At 38.7% G+C, this 17,578-nt stretch carries 13 protein-coding genes; 6 read left to right on the top strand and 7 right to left on the bottom strand.

The annotated features are described in order from the left end of the window. The first annotated feature begins 78 nt into the window (after nt 1-78). From I6F45_RS10350 to I6F45_RS10360, 3 genes are all read left to right on the top strand, one after another. Nucleotides 79-3,333 (top strand): nSTAND1 domain-containing NTPase, encoded by a 3,255-nt coding sequence (locus I6F45_RS10350; RefSeq protein ID WP_197160404.1) that lies wholly within the window; start codon nt 79-81, stop codon nt 3,331-3,333. A 22-nt stretch (nt 3,334-3,355) separates the two neighbouring features. Then, a complete protein-coding gene (locus I6F45_RS10355; RefSeq protein WP_166377285.1) occupies nt 3,356-3,745 on the top strand; it encodes a DP-EP family protein in 390 nt (129 codons plus the stop codon). Between the two features lie 206 nt (nt 3,746-3,951). Next, a complete protein-coding gene (locus I6F45_RS10360) occupies nt 3,952-4,941 on the top strand; it encodes a sensor domain-containing diguanylate cyclase (protein ID WP_197118679.1) in 990 nt (329 codons plus the stop codon). 77 nt (nt 4,942-5,018) lie between these two features. Here the strand turns inward: I6F45_RS10360 and I6F45_RS10365 are convergent, their stop codons facing one another. Next, nucleotides 5,019-5,501 (bottom strand): winged helix-turn-helix transcriptional regulator, encoded by a 483-nt coding sequence (locus tag I6F45_RS10365; RefSeq protein ID WP_024590009.1) that lies wholly within the window; start codon nt 5,499-5,501, stop codon nt 5,019-5,021. Nucleotides 5,502-5,670: 169 nt separating this feature from the next. Between I6F45_RS10365 and putA the strand changes: the two genes are divergently transcribed. Together putA and I6F45_RS10375 are read left to right on the top strand one after the other, a co-directional pair. Next, on the top strand, nt 5,671-9,474 hold the full coding sequence (gene putA, locus I6F45_RS10370) for a bifunctional proline dehydrogenase/L-glutamate gamma-semialdehyde dehydrogenase PutA (protein ID WP_197160405.1): 3,804 nt from the start codon (nt 5,671-5,673) through the stop codon (nt 9,472-9,474). A gap of 117 nt (nt 9,475-9,591) precedes the next feature. Then, the gene (locus I6F45_RS10375; protein ID WP_007581678.1) at nt 9,592-10,785 is read left to right on the top strand and encodes an HD-GYP domain-containing protein; all 1,194 of its coding nucleotides are present in this window, start codon (nt 9,592-9,594) and stop codon (nt 10,783-10,785) included. A gap of 53 nt (nt 10,786-10,838) precedes the next feature. Here the strand turns inward: I6F45_RS10375 and I6F45_RS10380 are convergent, their stop codons facing one another. The 6 genes from I6F45_RS10380 to I6F45_RS10405 all read right to left on the bottom strand — a co-directional run bounded on the left by I6F45_RS10380 (nt 10,839) and on the right by I6F45_RS10405 (nt 16,277). Further along, nucleotides 10,839-11,876: a general secretion pathway protein GspB gene (locus tag I6F45_RS10380; protein WP_024592310.1), complete on the bottom strand. Its 1,038-nt coding sequence runs from the start codon at nt 11,874-11,876 to the stop codon at nt 10,839-10,841. Nucleotides 11,877-11,887: 11 nt separating this feature from the next. Then, nucleotides 11,888-12,805 (bottom strand): ExeA family protein, encoded by a 918-nt coding sequence (locus tag I6F45_RS10385; protein WP_024592309.1) that lies wholly within the window; start codon nt 12,803-12,805, stop codon nt 11,888-11,890. Nucleotides 12,806-12,970: 165 nt separating this feature from the next. Next, nucleotides 12,971-13,489: an Lcl C-terminal domain-containing protein gene (locus I6F45_RS10390; protein WP_121954209.1), complete on the bottom strand. Its 519-nt coding sequence runs from the start codon at nt 13,487-13,489 to the stop codon at nt 12,971-12,973. Nucleotides 13,490-13,498: 9 nt separating this feature from the next. Beyond that, on the bottom strand, nt 13,499-15,148 hold the full coding sequence (locus tag I6F45_RS10395) for an Lcl C-terminal domain-containing protein (RefSeq protein ID WP_165740791.1): 1,650 nt from the start codon (nt 15,146-15,148) through the stop codon (nt 13,499-13,501). A gap of 69 nt (nt 15,149-15,217) precedes the next feature. Continuing rightward, nucleotides 15,218-15,550, bottom strand: coding sequence for a hypothetical protein (locus I6F45_RS10400; protein WP_007581673.1), 333 nt, complete (start codon nt 15,548-15,550; stop codon nt 15,218-15,220). Nucleotides 15,551-15,572: 22 nt separating this feature from the next. Beyond that, nucleotides 15,573-16,277, bottom strand: coding sequence for a DUF2982 domain-containing protein (locus I6F45_RS10405; RefSeq protein ID WP_165740792.1), 705 nt, complete (start codon nt 16,275-16,277; stop codon nt 15,573-15,575). A 246-nt stretch (nt 16,278-16,523) separates the two neighbouring features. Here I6F45_RS10405 and I6F45_RS10410 point away from each other — a divergent pair, with 246 nt between their 5' ends. Next, the gene (locus I6F45_RS10410) at nt 16,524-17,576 is read left to right on the top strand and encodes an efflux RND transporter periplasmic adaptor subunit (RefSeq protein ID WP_024590017.1); all 1,053 of its coding nucleotides are present in this window, start codon (nt 16,524-16,526) and stop codon (nt 17,574-17,576) included. Nucleotides 17,577-17,578: the final 2 nt, after the last annotated feature.

Raw genomic sequence — 17,578 nt, forward strand, 5'->3', positions numbered from 1 at the left:
TATCTGTAATATAAAGACTTGGTTAAAAAAGTCGGCTAATCACTCGCTTTAATTACATAATAACAATAATGAGCCATTATGAATCGCAGCCCTTTTTATTTAGGTGATTGGCAAGTCAATCCCCAGTCAAATACTCTTCAGCGTGCAGAAAAAAATAAACAGTTAGAACCAAAAGCCATGGATGTGTTAGTTCATCTTTGCTTCCAAAAAGGCGAAATTGTTACTACTGACGAGCTATTAGATCAATGCTGGAAAAATGTTGAGGTAGGCGATAACCCGCTGCATAAAACAATTACGCAGTTACGAAAAGCCCTTGGTGATAAAGCAAGTGAGCCCACCTACATAGAAACTATTCGAAAACGTGGTTACCGCGTTATTGCAAAACTTGAGTTTCCTCTAGCTGAAGACATAAAAACAACTGAAAACACATGGCAAGGTGGCTCTCCTTTTTTAGGATTAAGCGCCTACAACCCAAGCGATACACACCTATTTTTTGGCCGCAATCAATCTATAGAAACGTTACTCAATAGAATATCGAGCCAAGTTAAATTTGGTCGTGCTTTTTGCTTAATACTCGGTCCAAGTGGCACGGGTAAATCATCACTTGTTAATGCGGGTATATTGCCTAAGTTACTTGATGAGCGAGGCTATAATGGCATTGGGGTGGTTTCCTACACTCAGCTCGACTTTGCAGACGTCCATCAAAATAGGCTTTTTCTAGATTTAGCTTCCGCACTGCTTGATTGGGATATAAACAACCTGCCTGTGTTTGAAGGATTAAGCGCTCAAACACTTGCAGAACAACTAGAGTTGGCAATAAATGACGTAATTAACGCCATACAAGTTGCACTTGGCAAAGCCTCTACACAACTTAAAACACCGCAGTTATTTTTATTTATTGACCGCTTAGAAGTACTACTTTCTTCTCCTTTATTTAGTAGCGAAACACGCAGCCATTTTTTATCGGTTATTGAGCGCTTAGCAACCTCTAAAACAGTGATTGTATTTAGTGCGTGTCGTAACGACTTTTATCCTTTAGTGGTTGAACAACCCAGCCTAATGGCAGGTAAAGCTCATGGCGCACACTACGATTTAACACCACCAAACAGGCACGACCTACAACAAATTATTCGCCTGCCAGCGTTAACCGCTAATTTAACGTTTTCACACGACCCGCAAACCCAAACACCACTGGATGAAATACTCTGCGCCGATACAGCCAATAACCCCGACGCACTACCCATGTTGCAATACACACTTCAGGAACTGTATTTACAACGCAGTGATAATAACGAGCTACTGCACAGTGTTTACACAAAACTTGGTGGCATTGAGGGCGCAATCGGTAAAAAAGCAGAAGATATATTTATTAGCCTAAATAGCGAGCAACAGCAGCAACTTAATAGCGTGTTATCGCAATTAGTTACCCTAAACCCTGATGGTAAAACCATTACTAGCCGCGCAGCCCGCTGGCAAGCATTAACCAACACAAGCCAAAAAGAGCTTGTGCAAGCCATGATCGACAGTCGATTATTTGTATCGCACTTACAAAACCAAGAAGCCTGTTTTAGCCTTGCTCACGAAGCATTATTACGTCAATGGCCGCGCGCAAAACAGTGGATAAGCGATCACAAAGATGCTTTAGCAATAAAAAGTCGCTTACAGCATCAAGCGCAAAATTGGGTAGATGAAGGTAAAAGTAGTGCTTACCTCCTAGCGCCAGGTAAACCTCTACAAGAAGCGCAGCTATTACTTAGCGACAAACTGTTTAAATTAGATGATAACGAGCACGCTCTTATCAAAAGCTCTGTAAAAAAAACAAAAGCAAAAATAAGAGTAAAACGAGTGACCGTTGCTTTATTGTGTTTGCTTACATTTACCGCGTTATTAATGAGCTTTACTAGTTTTAAGGCCCAGCAAAACGCACAAAAAAAGCAGCTTGAGGCAGAAAGCCTGCTTGGTTTTATGGTCGGTGATTTTGCCGATAAATTACGTAGCGTAAAGCGTATGGATTTACTTGATGGTATTAGTAATAAAGCACTTGAGTATTTTACTAATCAAACTGACGAATCAGGTTCACTTTTTAGTTTTAGCGATGATAAAGCACAATTTAACAACCGTTTTCAGTACGCACAAACTCTTGAGGCAATGGGGGAAGTAGCTTATTCTCGCGGTAAAACCATTGAGGCCTTCACCGCCTTTGAAAACGCCCGCACCCGCCTTGAGGCATTATTAAAAATCCAGCCCGATAATTTAGAGCTACTCACGCTTGCGGGTGCCAATGCCTTTTGGTTAGGGCAGCTTAGTTACGATAAAAGTGATTACGCCGCCACTGAGCCATTATTTAAAAAGTACCATTCATATAGCAAAACCATGTATTCGTTAGCACCGAATGATTTTAATTCCATTATGGAGTTGTCGTATTCACATAACTCATTGGGTTCTTTATACACAGAGAAATTTGACTATATAGCCGCGAAAAAAAGCTTTACAGAGTCACTTATGCTTAAGAATAGGGCCATTGAACTAAAACCGAATAGTAAAAATTTATTACGTGATAAAGCAGATACAATCAGTTGGCTTGCAAAAACTGAAGGTAACTTAGGTAACTTTAATGTCGCAATGAATATGCTGGAAAATGCAGTTTCTGTGGTGAAAAAAATGACTAATCACTACCCTGATGACGCCAGTCTTTTTTATATGTCAGCAAATATACATATGCAACAAAGTTATTTACTAAGTTATTTACCTGATAAAAAAATGGCCTATTTAAAAGCTCGCTTTGCGAATGAAATTATAAATGAGGCTTTAAAGCAAGATCCGGAAAATAATGAATTTCAACATATGTATTATCGCTCATTAGCGCAATTGATAATGTTGTCTTATGACAAAAAGATTGATTCAAGGACAGAAAAAATTATTAGCTTCTTAAAATCACAAGGTCTTAATAGTATCAATTCTATCAATACACAAATTAGTCTAATTCACTATTTTATTGACAGAAACTTCCCCCTTAAAGCGCAAGAGTTATTAACGACCCTTGAGAATGATGGCGAATATAAACGGTACATAACCAATAAAATGAAAAATAGAGATAACTTAGCCCCCATAAATATAAACCTACTCAAAGCTAAATTAGCTGCGACCAGCGAACAACGAGAGCAATTTTGCTTAAATGTGCTTAAAGCTATTACTAAAACAGTAAAAATAAACCAAAGTATTCACGTAAAGTACCCGCAGGTACAAGCATATACCTGCTTAAACCGAGCAAACGAAATACCAACAATAACAGCAAGCCTGTTAAAACTAGGCATTACTGACTTTAAACTATAAAACTAAACACAAAGGAAATTACATGACGACCACTATAAACAAAGTCGACATTCAAGTGCATATTGAGTTTAACGATAAAAAAGAGGCTATTTTTAGCTACACAGAAAATGGCAAAGCCGTTGATGGCGGCGGTACAGTAAGAACCGAAACTGCAGGTACTTACACTTTAACTCCTGCTGCAGTTGGGCTAGGCTTTTTTTTCACAGGAGCTACAGTTACTGATAAAATAGGAACATGTGCCCAAGACTTCAGTTATGCACTTAGTGATAACCACCAAGCAATCACTATCACCGATACAGCAAAAAACTCAGGCACTGCGTGTTTAATATTTAACGTTGAATGTAATGATAAACCTTATTCAAGCCCTGACCCACAAGTTATAAATAAAAAAAAATTAATCAACAACGATTAATTATTGATTTTAAATTGCATGGGGCTGATTTATTCCTATGCAATTTATTTATAAACTAACTACCTTTTAGTTAAACACTGACACACTTCAATAAAAACAAGTAAAATCAAACAATTAAAAAAGAAGGTTACCGAAAGGTTTAAAAAATATAAATTAAATAAACTACTAGACATAAAGTTTCATTAACAATAAAAATGAGCAACACCATGTCTAACAATAATGAAAATAGCAGAGCAAACAACGCCGACAATGCTGTATCTGCATTAATGAGCAGCATTTCTAACACCGTTAACAATGAAAAAATAAGCGCTATTATTAATGTCACGAATGTCATGGCCGATGCTATTTTTATTGTTAATGCAGATGGCGTGTTTGAATCAGTAAACCCCGTCGCAGCACGTTTTTTTAACGTGACGTCAGATTTATTAATAGGTAGAAAATGGCATGATTGCTTACAAGAGCAATATCGCGATGACTATGCTTACATGTTTGAAAGTTGGAAAAATAATTATCAAACACCACTCAATCATGGTCCCAAAGAAGTTAAAATAATAAAAAACAATGGTAACTGTTTAGATATAGAGCTCTCAATTTCTTGTATACCCGCATCAACTACAAACAATATCCCTCTATTTATTTGTATTATGCATGATATTTCTAGGCATGTTAAAAAGTATAAAGTACTCGAAAACATAGCCAAAATAGATCACCTTACAGGCGTCGCTAATCGCTGCACTTTAGAGAAGGCGATTATTAAAAATTGGCAAGAATGCATAGTAGACAAACAGCCTTTGAGTTTTATCTTGATCGATATTGATTTTTTTAAACTGTTTAATGATAATTTTGGTCATGTAAAGGGTGATAAATGTTTGCAAAAAGTAGCTCAAACAATTGAAGACTGCCTCCCCTCAAAAGATAGTTTAGTAGCACGCTATGGTGGTGAGGAGTTTGCTGTTGTATTACCCCGCTCACATGTCTCAAATGCAGAAATGATCGCAAAACGTATTCAAGAAAAAATACTCAACATTAATTTTAGAGATATTGGTTTGCCAGCGAATGTAAAGATAAGTGTAAGCCAGGGTTTAGCGTGTGAATACGATAATCAGTACAGAACATCTGAGGCATTAATATGCGCGGCTGATACGGCTTTATATAGAGCGAAGTCGGAAGGTCGTAATAAATTATGTATAAGGTGATGTACTAACTATTTGGTATAGCCTTTATCTACTAAAATAAAAAACCGCAATTGCGGTTTTTATTACTTGAGAAAAGCTTAAATGTCGATTAGCAGCCCTTCGTCTTTTTTAATCTTTTCGATCACCATATAAGTATGATGAGTGCCCACGCCGGGAATATCGACTAAGTCGCCAAGAACTTGTCTATATTCTTCCATATTAGAAACGCGGATTTTTAATAAATAATCATAACCGCCTGCCACCATGTCGCATTCAACGACTTGTTGTATTCTTAATATATGCTCTCTAAATACCTTAAATACTGCTGTATTTGAAGCAACAAGCGACACTTGAACATGTGCTACTAAGCTTTGATTAAGCTTTGCTTCGCTAAGCTTAGCGTAGTAGCCTTCGATATAGCCTTCTTGCTCTAATCGTTTTACACGATCTAGGCACGGGCTTGCACTCAAATTAACCTGTTTTGCGAGGTTAACATTTGAAATTCTGCCGTTCTTTTGTAGAACGTCTAGTATGGCTAAATCAATACGATCTAGCATGCGTAATCTATTTGGAATTGTCATAACAGAATTTTATGCGGATAAGTTAAATTTATGCCCTGTAAATTATCGTAAAACGCGAAATTTAACCAGCATATTCTGCTGAAATTTAATTAGAATGCACTCACAATATCACTGGTAATTTATTGGTAATTAATTTTACTTTAATTCTTAACACTCCTGAGGGTTGCTTATGTTATTCAACGGCGATTTAACAACGATTTGTCCTATTAGACAAAGAATCCGTGACTTCTACCGCATAGATGAAAATGCGGTTATTGATCATATTTTACCGCTTGCAGAAGTAGGCGTAAAAGCACGAAGTCGTGCCTGGGAAAGAGCCCGCCAGATTGTTTTAAACATTCGTAAAGAGCAAGATGGGCAAGGCGGTGTTGATGCGCTTTTAAATGAATTTTCACTCTCTAGTGAAGAAGGCGTTGTATTAATGTGTTTGGCCGAAGCACTGCTTCGCGTACCAGACAAAGCAACTCAAGATGTACTGATTCGTGACAAGTTAGCGAAAGGTGATTGGAGCTCTCATTTGGGCAGCAGCGATTCTTTATTCGTAAACGCGTCTTCTTGGGGATTATTAGTTACCGGTAAAATGGTTAACTACACAGACAAAACGAAAGAACAACAGTTCGGCATGCTTAAAAAGACCATTGGTCGTTTAGGTGAGCCAGTTATTCGTAAATCTGTAAATTTTGCTATGAAAATTATGGGTAAGCAATTCGTTATGGGTCGTACCATTGACGAAGCAATTGAACGTGCTGCCGATACAGAGCAAAAAGGTTATGTATATTCTTACGATATGCTAGGCGAAGGCGCGCGCACAATGAAAGATGCGAAGCGTTACTTTGACAGCTACATGAATGCTATACACTCGATTGGTAAAGCGGCAAATGGTCGTGGTCCAATTAAGAGCCCTGGTATTTCAGTTAAGCTTTCTGCTATTCATCCGCGCTATGAGTTCACTCATAAAGACCGTGTGATGGAAGAAATAGTCCCTAAGTTAAAAGAACTTGCGCTTGCTGCTAAGAAATACGATATCGGCTTTACCGTTGATGCTGAAGAAGCTGACCGTTTAGATATTTCATTAGATGTCATTGAAGCGGTATTTAGTGATGAAGATCTTGGTGATTGGCAAGGATTTGGCTTAGCGGTTCAAGCGTACCAAAAACGCGCTATTTTTGTAATTGAATGGCTAACAGACCTTGCAACCCGTGTTGGTCGTAAAATGATGGTACGTTTAGTTAAGGGCGCGTACTGGGATACTGAAATCAAAACCACACAACAAGATGGTTTAGAGCATTTCCCTGTATTTACTCGTAAAGCAACAACCGATGTTTCTTACAAAGCATGTGCAATTAAAATGCTTGAAGCGCGCGACGTACTTTATCCACAATTTGCAACGCACAACGCTTACACTGCCGCGACTATTTTAGAAGTAGCGAAAGGCGACAACACCGGTTTTGAATTTCAACGTTTGCACGGTATGGGTGAATCTTTATTCGACCAAATCGTTAACGAAGAAAAAATTCAATGTCGTGTATATGCACCGGTTGGTCAACACGAAGACCTACTTGCTTACCTTGTTCGTCGTTTGTTAGAAAATGGTGCTAACTCATCATTTGTAAACGCGATTGTAGATACAACAAAACCTGTTGAATCATTACTACCAGACCCTGTAGAAACACTGCAAGGCCTGCGTAACAAGTACAATACGCAAATCAAAATGCCAATTGATTTATACGGTGAAGAACGTGCTAACTCTAAAGGCATGGATTTAACCGATATTAACGTTATTACCCCTTTCAAAGAGAATCTTGAAACATGGTTTAACGAGCACCTAATTGAGCAAAGCCAAGTACCAGAGGGCTCATTGGCTGTTAAAAACCCAGCGAACCACAAAGAAATCATCGGCCACGTTAAACTGCAAACTGGCGAAGAGATGAAAGTATTACTGGCCAACGCTGAAGCCGCACTTGAATCATGGTCACAAACACCAGTAAAAGAGCGCGCTAATTTACTGCGTCGCGTTGCTGACATTTTAGAGCGTCATCATGATGAACTAGTCGCTATCTGTATTAAAGAAGCAGGTAAAGTAGCGCAAGATGGTATTGATGAAGTGCGTGAAGCGGTTGATTTTTGTCGTTACTACGCAGCGCGCGCTGAAGAGTTATCTAAAGATGAGCGTTTTGAAGCCCGTGGCGTTATTTTATGTATTAGCCCGTGGAACTTCCCGCTTGCAATATTTTTAGGTCAAGTTGCTGCTGCGATTGTTACAGGTAACACTGTAATTGCTAAGCCTGCTGAGCAAACAAGTTTAATCGCCCTTCGTGCCATTGAACTAATGCTATCTGTTGGTTTACCTGAGCACGTTGTTCAACCAGTTATCGCTCGCGGCTCTGAAGTAGGTAAAACAATTGTTCCTGATGAGCGCATTCAAGCGGTTATGTTTACAGGTTCTACTGAAACAGGCACATTAATTTCTCAAACACTTGCTGCACGTAACGATATTCAAGTACCGTTAATTGCAGAAACAGGTGGCCAAAACTGTATGATTGTTGACTCAACGGCGCTTCCTGAGCAAGTAGTTGACGATGTGATCAGTTCTGGTTTTCAAAGTGCTGGCCAACGTTGTTCTGCTCTTCGTGTTTTATTCATTCAAGATGACGTAGCTGATGGCATTATCGAAATGCTTAAAGGCGCTCTAGCTGAGTTACACATTGGCGATCCATCGTTACTATCAACTGATGTTGGCCCTGTAATTGATGAAAAAGCACTTAAAAACTTAAATGAACACGTTGAGTACTTAAAAGGTAATTCTATACTTCATTACGAATGTAAAATTCCTGATAATACTCAAAATGGCGCATACTTTTTTGCTCCTCGTTTATACGAAATTAAAGACTTATCAGTACTTAAACGTGAAGTATTTGGCCCATGTGTTCATATTGTTCGCTTTAAATCGAATGAACTTGATGATGTGATGGATCAAATAAATAACACGGGCTATGGTCTGACAATGGGTGTTCACTCACGTATTGAAGAGCGCTGTGAGTACCTTGCTAAAATGTCACGTGCGGGTAATGTTTACATTAACCGAAACATGATTGGTGCCATTGTTGGTGTGCAACCGTTTGGTGGCCGTGGTTTATCAGGTACTGGCCCTAAAGCCGGTGGCCCTAACTACCTACAACGTTTAGTAAAAGAAAAAGCATCACCAGATAACGTACAAATGACTAACCTAACGCCTGACGAACTTGATTTACACCACTACAGCGGTGCGAATGAACAAGTTAAAAAGCTAATGGCTAACTCAATGCGCGATGAAAAAACCTGGCGTGCAACACCACTAAACGACCGTGTTTCGGCTGTACGTCAGTTGCTTGCTAAAATCGCGACGGTAGAAATTATCGACGATTTAGCAGACGACTTAGCATTAACATTATCAGAAGCACGTGCACAGCTTAACCGCCTTGAAAAGCACATGCGTAAGTTTACTACCCTGCCTGGGCCAACGGGTGAGTCTAATACACTTCATCTAGAAGCACGTGGTTGTGTAGTGTGTTATGCAGATAAGAGCACATCATTTAACTTCTGGGCATTGTCTATCATCACTGCTATTGCCGCAGGTAATACGGTAATTACTGTAGCGTCTGAGCTGTTTTATGATGAAGCAGTTGCCTTTAAAGATAAATTTATCTCTACAGGTGTTGCAGAAGGTGTTTTCCAAGTAGCTAAACCTAACCAGTTACAAGCTATTTTGGCGCACCCTCATTTAGCCGGTGCGGTAGTTGCTGCTCGCTCGTCTCGCTTGGGCTACTTTAGCCAACAGCTTGCACAGCGTAAAGGTGCTATTTTACCAGTAATTAGCTCTGAGTATTACGATACATTAATCAAACGTCTTATTACTGAAAAAACAATCAGTATTGATACAACAGCATCAGGTGGTAACACATCACTAATGACGCTTGTTGAAGATGATGAATAATTAAGCTAATGCTTTTTAACTAAAAAATAAAAAAGGCACTGAAAAGTGCCTTTTTTATTAGGTAGTAACGTATATATTTGTTAGCTTAATGAAAGATTAATAATAGAAGTAATAAATTTGAAAATAATTCCTGTTGGTCAGTTACTGCCTGGTATGTTTGTGCAAAGCGTTACTAGACAAACTGGCAGTATTAAAATTAAAAATCAAGGCTGGGTTAAAACTCAGGCTGGTATTAATAACCTAATAAAAGCAGGTATTTTAGAAGTAGAAATCGACCCTGATAAAACCCTCATTGAATCAGTCCCTGAAAAAGCTCCTATTGCTGTACCTGCAACAAAAATAAAGCGTGACCCTTGGCAAAAAACACACAGTGCCGAACAAGAAATGGGAAAGGCAAAAAAACTGTATGACGAAGCTAAAACACTGCAAATAAAAGCATTTAAAGATATTAAAGCAGGCCGCGATATAGATATTGCACCATTCAAAGAGCTGGCAAGTGGCTTTATGGACTCTGTTTTTAGAAACCAAGATGCCCTAGCCTGCCTTACCCAAATGCGCCAAAAAGATGCTTACCTACTTGAGCACTCTATTAATGTATCGATATTAATGGGGATTTTCGCTAAACATTTAGGTATAGAAAAAAACATTATTGTTGAACTGACTACCGGCGCACTTTTACACGACATTGGTAAGATAAAAATCCCTGATGAAATACTCAATAAGCCGGGCCGCTTTACCGATGATGAATTTAAAATAATGAAAATGCACTCGCTTTTCAGTAAAGAAATATTAGAAGAGTCTGGCTTAACGGGTATCGCGGTTGATATTGCAGGTATGCATCATGAAAGGCTTGATGGTAAAGGCTACCCGTTTGGTAAAAAGGGCGACGAAATAAGTCAGTACGTACGTATGGCATCAATTGTAGATGTGTATGATGCACTTACCGCAGAACGTGTTTACAAAGCAGGCATGGAGCCAATAAAAGCCTTTAAAATACTAAAAGACGGATGCCCAGATAGCTTCGATCCCGTGCTGCTTAATAAGTTTATTCAATGTATTGGTATTCATCCGGTAGGAACGCTCGTTAGATTATCGAGTCAAAAAGTGGGTTTAGTGACCGAGAGTAACCCCAGTACACCACTAAAGCCTATCGTTAAAACATTTTACAGCGCCAAACATAGTCGCTATACAGAGATAAAAGATATCGATTTATCTAATAAAAAAACCTTAGACACCCTTGAATCAGCGGTGAAACCTAAAGAATATAATATTGATTTAGAACGCTTTTATAAAAACTCAATATTACCCTAAGCAATATTGAGAGCTCAACATTCTACCGAGCTCTCAATATAATAGCTAAACGTTTACTGCGGCCAGTCTTGCAAAGCCTTTAAGCTAAACTCATAACCATCAAAATCAAGTACACTTTGCTCAGGTGTAATCTCTCTTACAGTTAAAGCGCCTATGCTCTCTCCTTCATGTAACTCTCGGCCATTTAGCTTGATCCAACGTTTGTCAGCACTCGATGAATAAATATGCGCTTGATATTTAATACTAGGCAACATTGATTGCAAACCATCTGGTAGTAATTCTACAGGCTCAACACGTGATGACGTTTTTGATGCATGGGTAACTTCATAATCCTGATTTTTTTCGACGTCTTGTATAGCTTGCGCAAACGCATTTTTAAGTGTTGTAGGCACCTCATCAAGCTCAGGATCGCTCATCTGTTGAGATTGGTTGTTACCATTAATTGGCTTACCTAGTACTTTATATTTACTCATATCTAGTTGAGCTGATGCTGTATTTTGACTTTGCCCAAATACCGAAGCGTTCTGTGTATTATTTGGATTGTAATTATTTTGTGGATTAAATACTGGCTGATTATAATTTTGAACTGGCATTACTTGTTGCACGTTCTGCTGATTATAACCCATTGCGCTCGTGACCGGACTCGATGGCATAGGAATATATTGCCCATTAGGCGTTAATAACATTTGCTGTACACCATTAGGTGTTTGCACATGTACAAGTTGCCCTTCAATCGTTGCAGTATTATTTGGAGCTATTTTAGCGGGTTCTAACTTAGCTATTTGCTGCTTTTCAACTGCGGCATCTACTTCTTTAACTTGTTCTTTAGGTGACGATTTTTCGCTTTCAACCACCTTAATTACAGCGGGTTCCGATGTGTTTAATAAAGTAGTACCTTGAAACCACTTACCAGTAGTAAACCCACCAGCTACAGCAATAAAAGCAGCTAAGCTTGTACCAAATACTAACGCTAATCGTCTATAACGCTTTAGTGCTTGCTGTTGCTTTAACTGCTCTGATTGTAAGTCGTATTGCTCAGCACTCATATCTGATTGCTGCGACTGCTTTAGCGCATCTAATAAATAAGACATAACTTACCTAACTATAAAATAAATGAAAGCCCAATGCCTACGGCAAATAAAGCAACGAATGCAAGGCTATATGGTACAAATGACGTTGCTTTGTTGGCCTCATTAACTGGCGCTACAAAATCCATGGGTAATGACTCATGTGCTGATTTTTTTATTATATCGCTATCAACTATCAACTGCTGCTTTGCAAAAGTGCCTACCAAAGCTCGCTCACATACCAAGTTCATTAATCGTGGCACACCACCAGTTAATTGATGAACAGCTTGCATGGCATCCATCGAAAAAATTCCTTTATCACATCCTGCAACATGTAACCGATGCTTTATGTAAGCAACTGTTTGGCCTTGCGTAAGTGGTAATAAATGGTAACGAGCTGTTATTCTCTGGGCGAGTTGCCTTAATTCATTGCGCTTTAAAAGCTCTTGTAGCTCAGGTTGACCAACCAATACTATTTGTAATAATTTTTTATGATCGGTTTCTATATTTGTCAGCAAGCGTAATTGTTCAAGCACATTAGGGGCAAGTAACTGCGCTTCATCAATTATAAGTATGGTGTGCCCACCCGATTTATTATTGGTCTCTAAGTGCTTTTTTATAATATCGGTAAGACTTTTAAGCGTCGCATTATTAGCATCGTAACTAATGTTGAGCTCATCACAAATACTAGCCAATAACTCCAGCTCTGATAGTGCTGGGTTATGGATCATCGCTACTTGCGTGTTTTCAGGTAACTGCTCTAACATACTGCGGGTAATTGTAGTTTTACCAGTACCCACTTCGCCTGTTAATAATACAAAACCACCGTCTTCACCTAATCCGTAGGTAAGGTGTGCTAAGGCTTCTTTATGTCGTTCACTTAAAAATAAGTAATGAGGGTTGGGCGAAATTGAAAAAGGTTTTTCATTCAGGCCAAAATAGCTTAAATACACCGTGATGTTCCTTCGTAATTAAATCACGGCCTATAATGGCAAAAAAACGCACTAAGTGACAACGTTGTAAGCGCTTTATTATTGAAATAACGTAAATTTATGTAAAACAAAAAAATGCAGCGGTTTTAAGGCTGCACTTTCATCTGTCTAATCTTAATATGTAATTTACTCTTCGTAGCGAACTAACCGTAAATACACATTACTAGTTTTGGCATGCAAGCTATTCAACCCACTATCAAATTGATAAACCCATGCAGAGCTCATCGTGCTCACACCCGATGTATTTGACCAATAGTTTTGAAGCTTAGTACCAAAAAACACCTCTTCATTAATGCTCGGCTCGGTGCAACTGTGCTCTAAAATACTCGCCAACTCTTTAATGTTAGGCATTTGCCAATCATCGTAATCTGCGGTTGTATCATTTTTAGCACCGCGTAGTGCCTCTTGCCAAGTAAGAGAAGGTGTAGAGCCTTCGCAAAGTTTTGTATCTGTATTATAAATTTGCCCATAACTACAGCGTTGCCACATAAGACCTGTTTCGGTATCAGACACTGTGCCATCTGTATTTATAGTAAATCTATCTGTCGGCGTTGTGGTATCTGCACCGTCGTAGCACGTTTGCGCCGCTGCAATATTAAAGCTCAAGCTTATAGTTGCTAGTGCATAGAGTAATTTAAATCTCATTATTTTCTCCTAACGGCTTCTAACTAAACGAACATACGCGGTATTTTCTTTTGGATAAGCAAGATCGTTACCATCACTCATATCAATAATGTACGCTTGCGATAAACTTGTACCATCGGCTGCGGTTTGTGAAGTCCAATAACGTAAGTGGCTTAATGCACTTTCACTTGGCATATTGGGGAAAAACACCTCATCAATTAATATGCTTTGCCCTTGCTTACCATAATCAATTAAACCTAAAAGCTCTGTATAAGTAGGTAACCGCCAATTTGTACCACCACAAAAATCTAAGTTATTCACTTCGTTTATATAACTTTGTACTCCACAACTCGTATCATCCGGACAAGTTGAATTGGCTGTACTGGTATCGGTAAAAGTAGTATCGCCTAAATCCCAAAAGTAATGATTTTGCCCCTCACGCAAGCTTGTATTTGGCAATACTCCTGAGGATTCACTTTTTACTTCCCATACAAGTCCAGTAACATTATCGCGTATACAGGTAAAGTCACTACTATCATCACCAACTTCATCCGCAAACTGATTAAGTTTAGTGTAATCAAACGCTAAATTACCTTTACCAACCTTATCTAAGCGGTTTGCATAGCTATCGCGTCCAAGTTCAGCATCTTGCGCTGGAAAGTCATCGCTTTCACAGTTAATGCGTTGGGTGTTGTTATAGCACTCACCAACACCACTATCGTTTATAAGCCCAAGCGCTTTTGGTGATACATCAACAAATAAAGAATCTGTATCGGTGCGTCCTTTTGAGTCGGTTACCGTTACTTCAAAGCTCAACGTGGATTCAGTATCTACATCAGAGGCAAAAAATGTCGTTGTACATTGCTCGCTATTACTTAATGTTTCGCTATTACCGGTAAGTTGTTGCCACTTACACTGATAGGTATCGGTGACAGTTTCGCTATTCGTTGCATCAAGCGTTACTTCTTCAAACTCTTCGACATTTTGATCAGCGCCTGCATTTGCATCCACTAGTTCATTTGTTTTATTAAGCGTCATTGAATATTGAGTACTCGCCTCACCGCCTTCATCATCAGTGACTGTTAGCTGCCAAGACAAATTTACGTTACTTTCTAGTAAAGGATGAGAAAAGCTAAGAGTTGACTCATTAAAGCTAGCAATATCTAAATCAGGACCTGATAGCAGTTGCCACAAGTAACTATCAATTTGGCCATTATCATCAGGATCGCTCGACTCAAGAGCGCTCAAAGTCACCGTATCTTTGTATACAGAAGGAAGTGTTTCAGGAGATGTTTGGGTAACAACAGCAAGAGGAAGTTGATTATTAGAGCTCACTGAAATAGAAATGTCGTCACTAACAGCGCTACTACCGGTGCTTTGATAGCTTACTCTTAAGATTATTTCACTATCAGTTTTTACGTCAGGGGCTGTCAATGTTTGCTCAGCACCATCAAGCGGAAAACCTTCTAAGCTTGGGCCGCTAACTTGTTGCCATGAAAACGTACCATCAGCGGGGGAACCTTGTGCTGTGATGGTAAATTCAGTTTTTTCGATAATTTGTAAATCGGTTCCAGCATTAACAGATGTTTCTACAACTGTATTATCGCTATCACCGCCACCTCCTCCACACGCACTCAGCAAACCGCAAGAAATGAGGGGGATTAAAGCAAACGCTTTCATACGCAGCACCTTATTATGTCAAATAATTACTATAGTGTAATTACTAGCAATAAAGATGCCATTAAAGTACTACATATATGTATCTTGATGAATGCGTACAAACAACTTCGTACCGATTTTACTGTAATCTACTTTGTATTCACGCCCATCTAAAGCTTGAATAAATAGTAATTGTTTTTCTTCGCCAAATACATCAGGGCTTCCAACATAGACTATTTCTAAATAGCGATCTTTTGCATCACGGCGGTTTTTAGGTAACTCTTCTTTAAATGGCTCTAAGCCATGTTGAGTCACTTTAATTTTAGGATGAATTTCAGAGTTTACAATCACTAAATCATGCTTTTTATCTTTATGTATTATGGTGTTTCGACCACTTTTTAAAAAGGCTCTCTCTTGACTCATTTTTCTTTCCTACAGTCGCAGCTTAATTATTAATTTGCGACGCTATAAACTGACTAGGCTCGCGCTTCCACTTATTTAAGTTAGCACTAAATGCCCAGATATCTCTATCTAACACACTGGCTGGTAATAATAAATCGTAACCGATTAACAGTTGAAGGTGCTTAGTCCTGTTAGCAAACATAGCTATAAGACCAGTATAGCTTATCCCTTTATGGGATGTGTAATGTGTATCTTCTATTAGCCATTCTGATGGGCAATTGCCATTTTTGCAATGTTTTTGAACAACTTGCATAAACAAATTACGCTGCTCTATTAATAATTTCCCTGCAATTCGAGGCGCTATGCTTGTTAAAAAGTCATCTATGTCGTTTACCTTTATACCAACCGCATTTAATTCTAAGTAATCAAAGCCATCTTCTACTTTGGGTATACCACTGTGATGAAAGTTACTATGAGGCATACACCAAGCTCCGTATTTATGGCAATAAACGAGCTCAGACTCATTTAATATAAGGCTATGATATGGTTCTTGAGTTTTTAAATATCCAATAAAAATAGCGGCAATACACAAGCTCACTAAAAATATTTCAAGTATGCTAATCTCACCCGGCCTCAGTAAATTAAACAACATAATAAAAACTAAACCAATTGCACCTGCAACAAGCACTTCAATTGCGTTTCGCGCACCTTGTGCCCGAAACTTAATGACATTGTTAGGTTTATCCATATTGGTAAAACACCATATAAAAAACAAACATAATAACAGCCCAAATTATGACCTTTCTTGTTGTTATACATAAGTTACAGGTGGTTTTAAATTTCATACATTACCGCTTTTTCCTCAACAAAATAGGAACAATGAATAAATCTTATTTACTTTTACGCTTAACGCACAAATTTATGAGACACATAACCGTCTTTTCCCGGTCTTATTTCGTACAATACTTACAATTCATTTTCAGGTATGAAATCAATGTACTCAAGACAATCAGGTAAAGCACTTTTTCCATTTATTATTACGTTACTTCTAATATTTAGCGTTTATTTATATCTACCCGCTAGCCACGGCGAACAGGCCGATTTATCACAAATGTCTACTCAAGTAACAGCTCATACTGTTACTTCTCAGGAAAACGCAGTGATGATAGAAGCGATCGGTAGCGCGCGTGCAAACCAAGCAATCTATATAAAAAGTGCGCAAAACGATTATGTCACAGATATATATTTTAAAGACGGCGACTTAGTCAGTAAAGGACAAAAGTTAGTACAGTTACAGAGCCAACAAGAACAGCTTGCCGTTAAAGAGCTTGGCATTAACTTACGTGAAGAACAACGCCAGTTAGATCGCCTAACCGAACTTTCACGCTCGCAATCAACGGCAAAGTCGTTACTTGAAGAGCAGTTATCTCGTGTTGATGCAACAGAGGCCCAACTAGAAAGCGCTAAAACTAAATTAAACGAAATGACTATTAGTGCGCCCTTTTCAGGCCTGTTAGGTAAGCGTGAAATATCAATAGGTGCTTACGTAAGTAATACAACAATAATCACAACACTTGATGATATTAGTATTATTAAAGTTGACTTTAAAGTACCTGAAAAATATTTAGCACAATTAAATATGGGCATGAAAGTGCTTACGCAAAACGATGCCTACCCAGGACAGACATTTAACGGCAAGGTAACGCATATTAGCTCGCGTATTGATTCGGTTACTCGCAGTGTTGAAGTAACAGCAAGTTTTGCCAATAAATCAGGATTACTTCGCCCTGGTATGTTACTAAATACAGCACTTGAGCTAAGCAGCAACCAAGCTTTAATGGTGCCAGAAAAAGCGGTTATACCTTTGCAAGACAAACACTTTGTTTTTCAAATTCAAGATGGGATAGCTAATAAAATTGAAGTGCATGTTGCTAGCAGAAATAATGGCTGGGTTGCTATCGATGAGGGCCTAACTGATGGCGAGCAAATTGTTACTGAGGGGCTAATAAAAATTCGCTCTGGAAGTAAAGTAAGCGTAAAGGGGTAATA

Source organism: Pseudoalteromonas sp. SWYJZ19 (assembly GCF_015864375.1).
GTDB lineage: Bacteria > Pseudomonadota > Gammaproteobacteria > Enterobacterales > Alteromonadaceae > Pseudoalteromonas > Pseudoalteromonas arctica.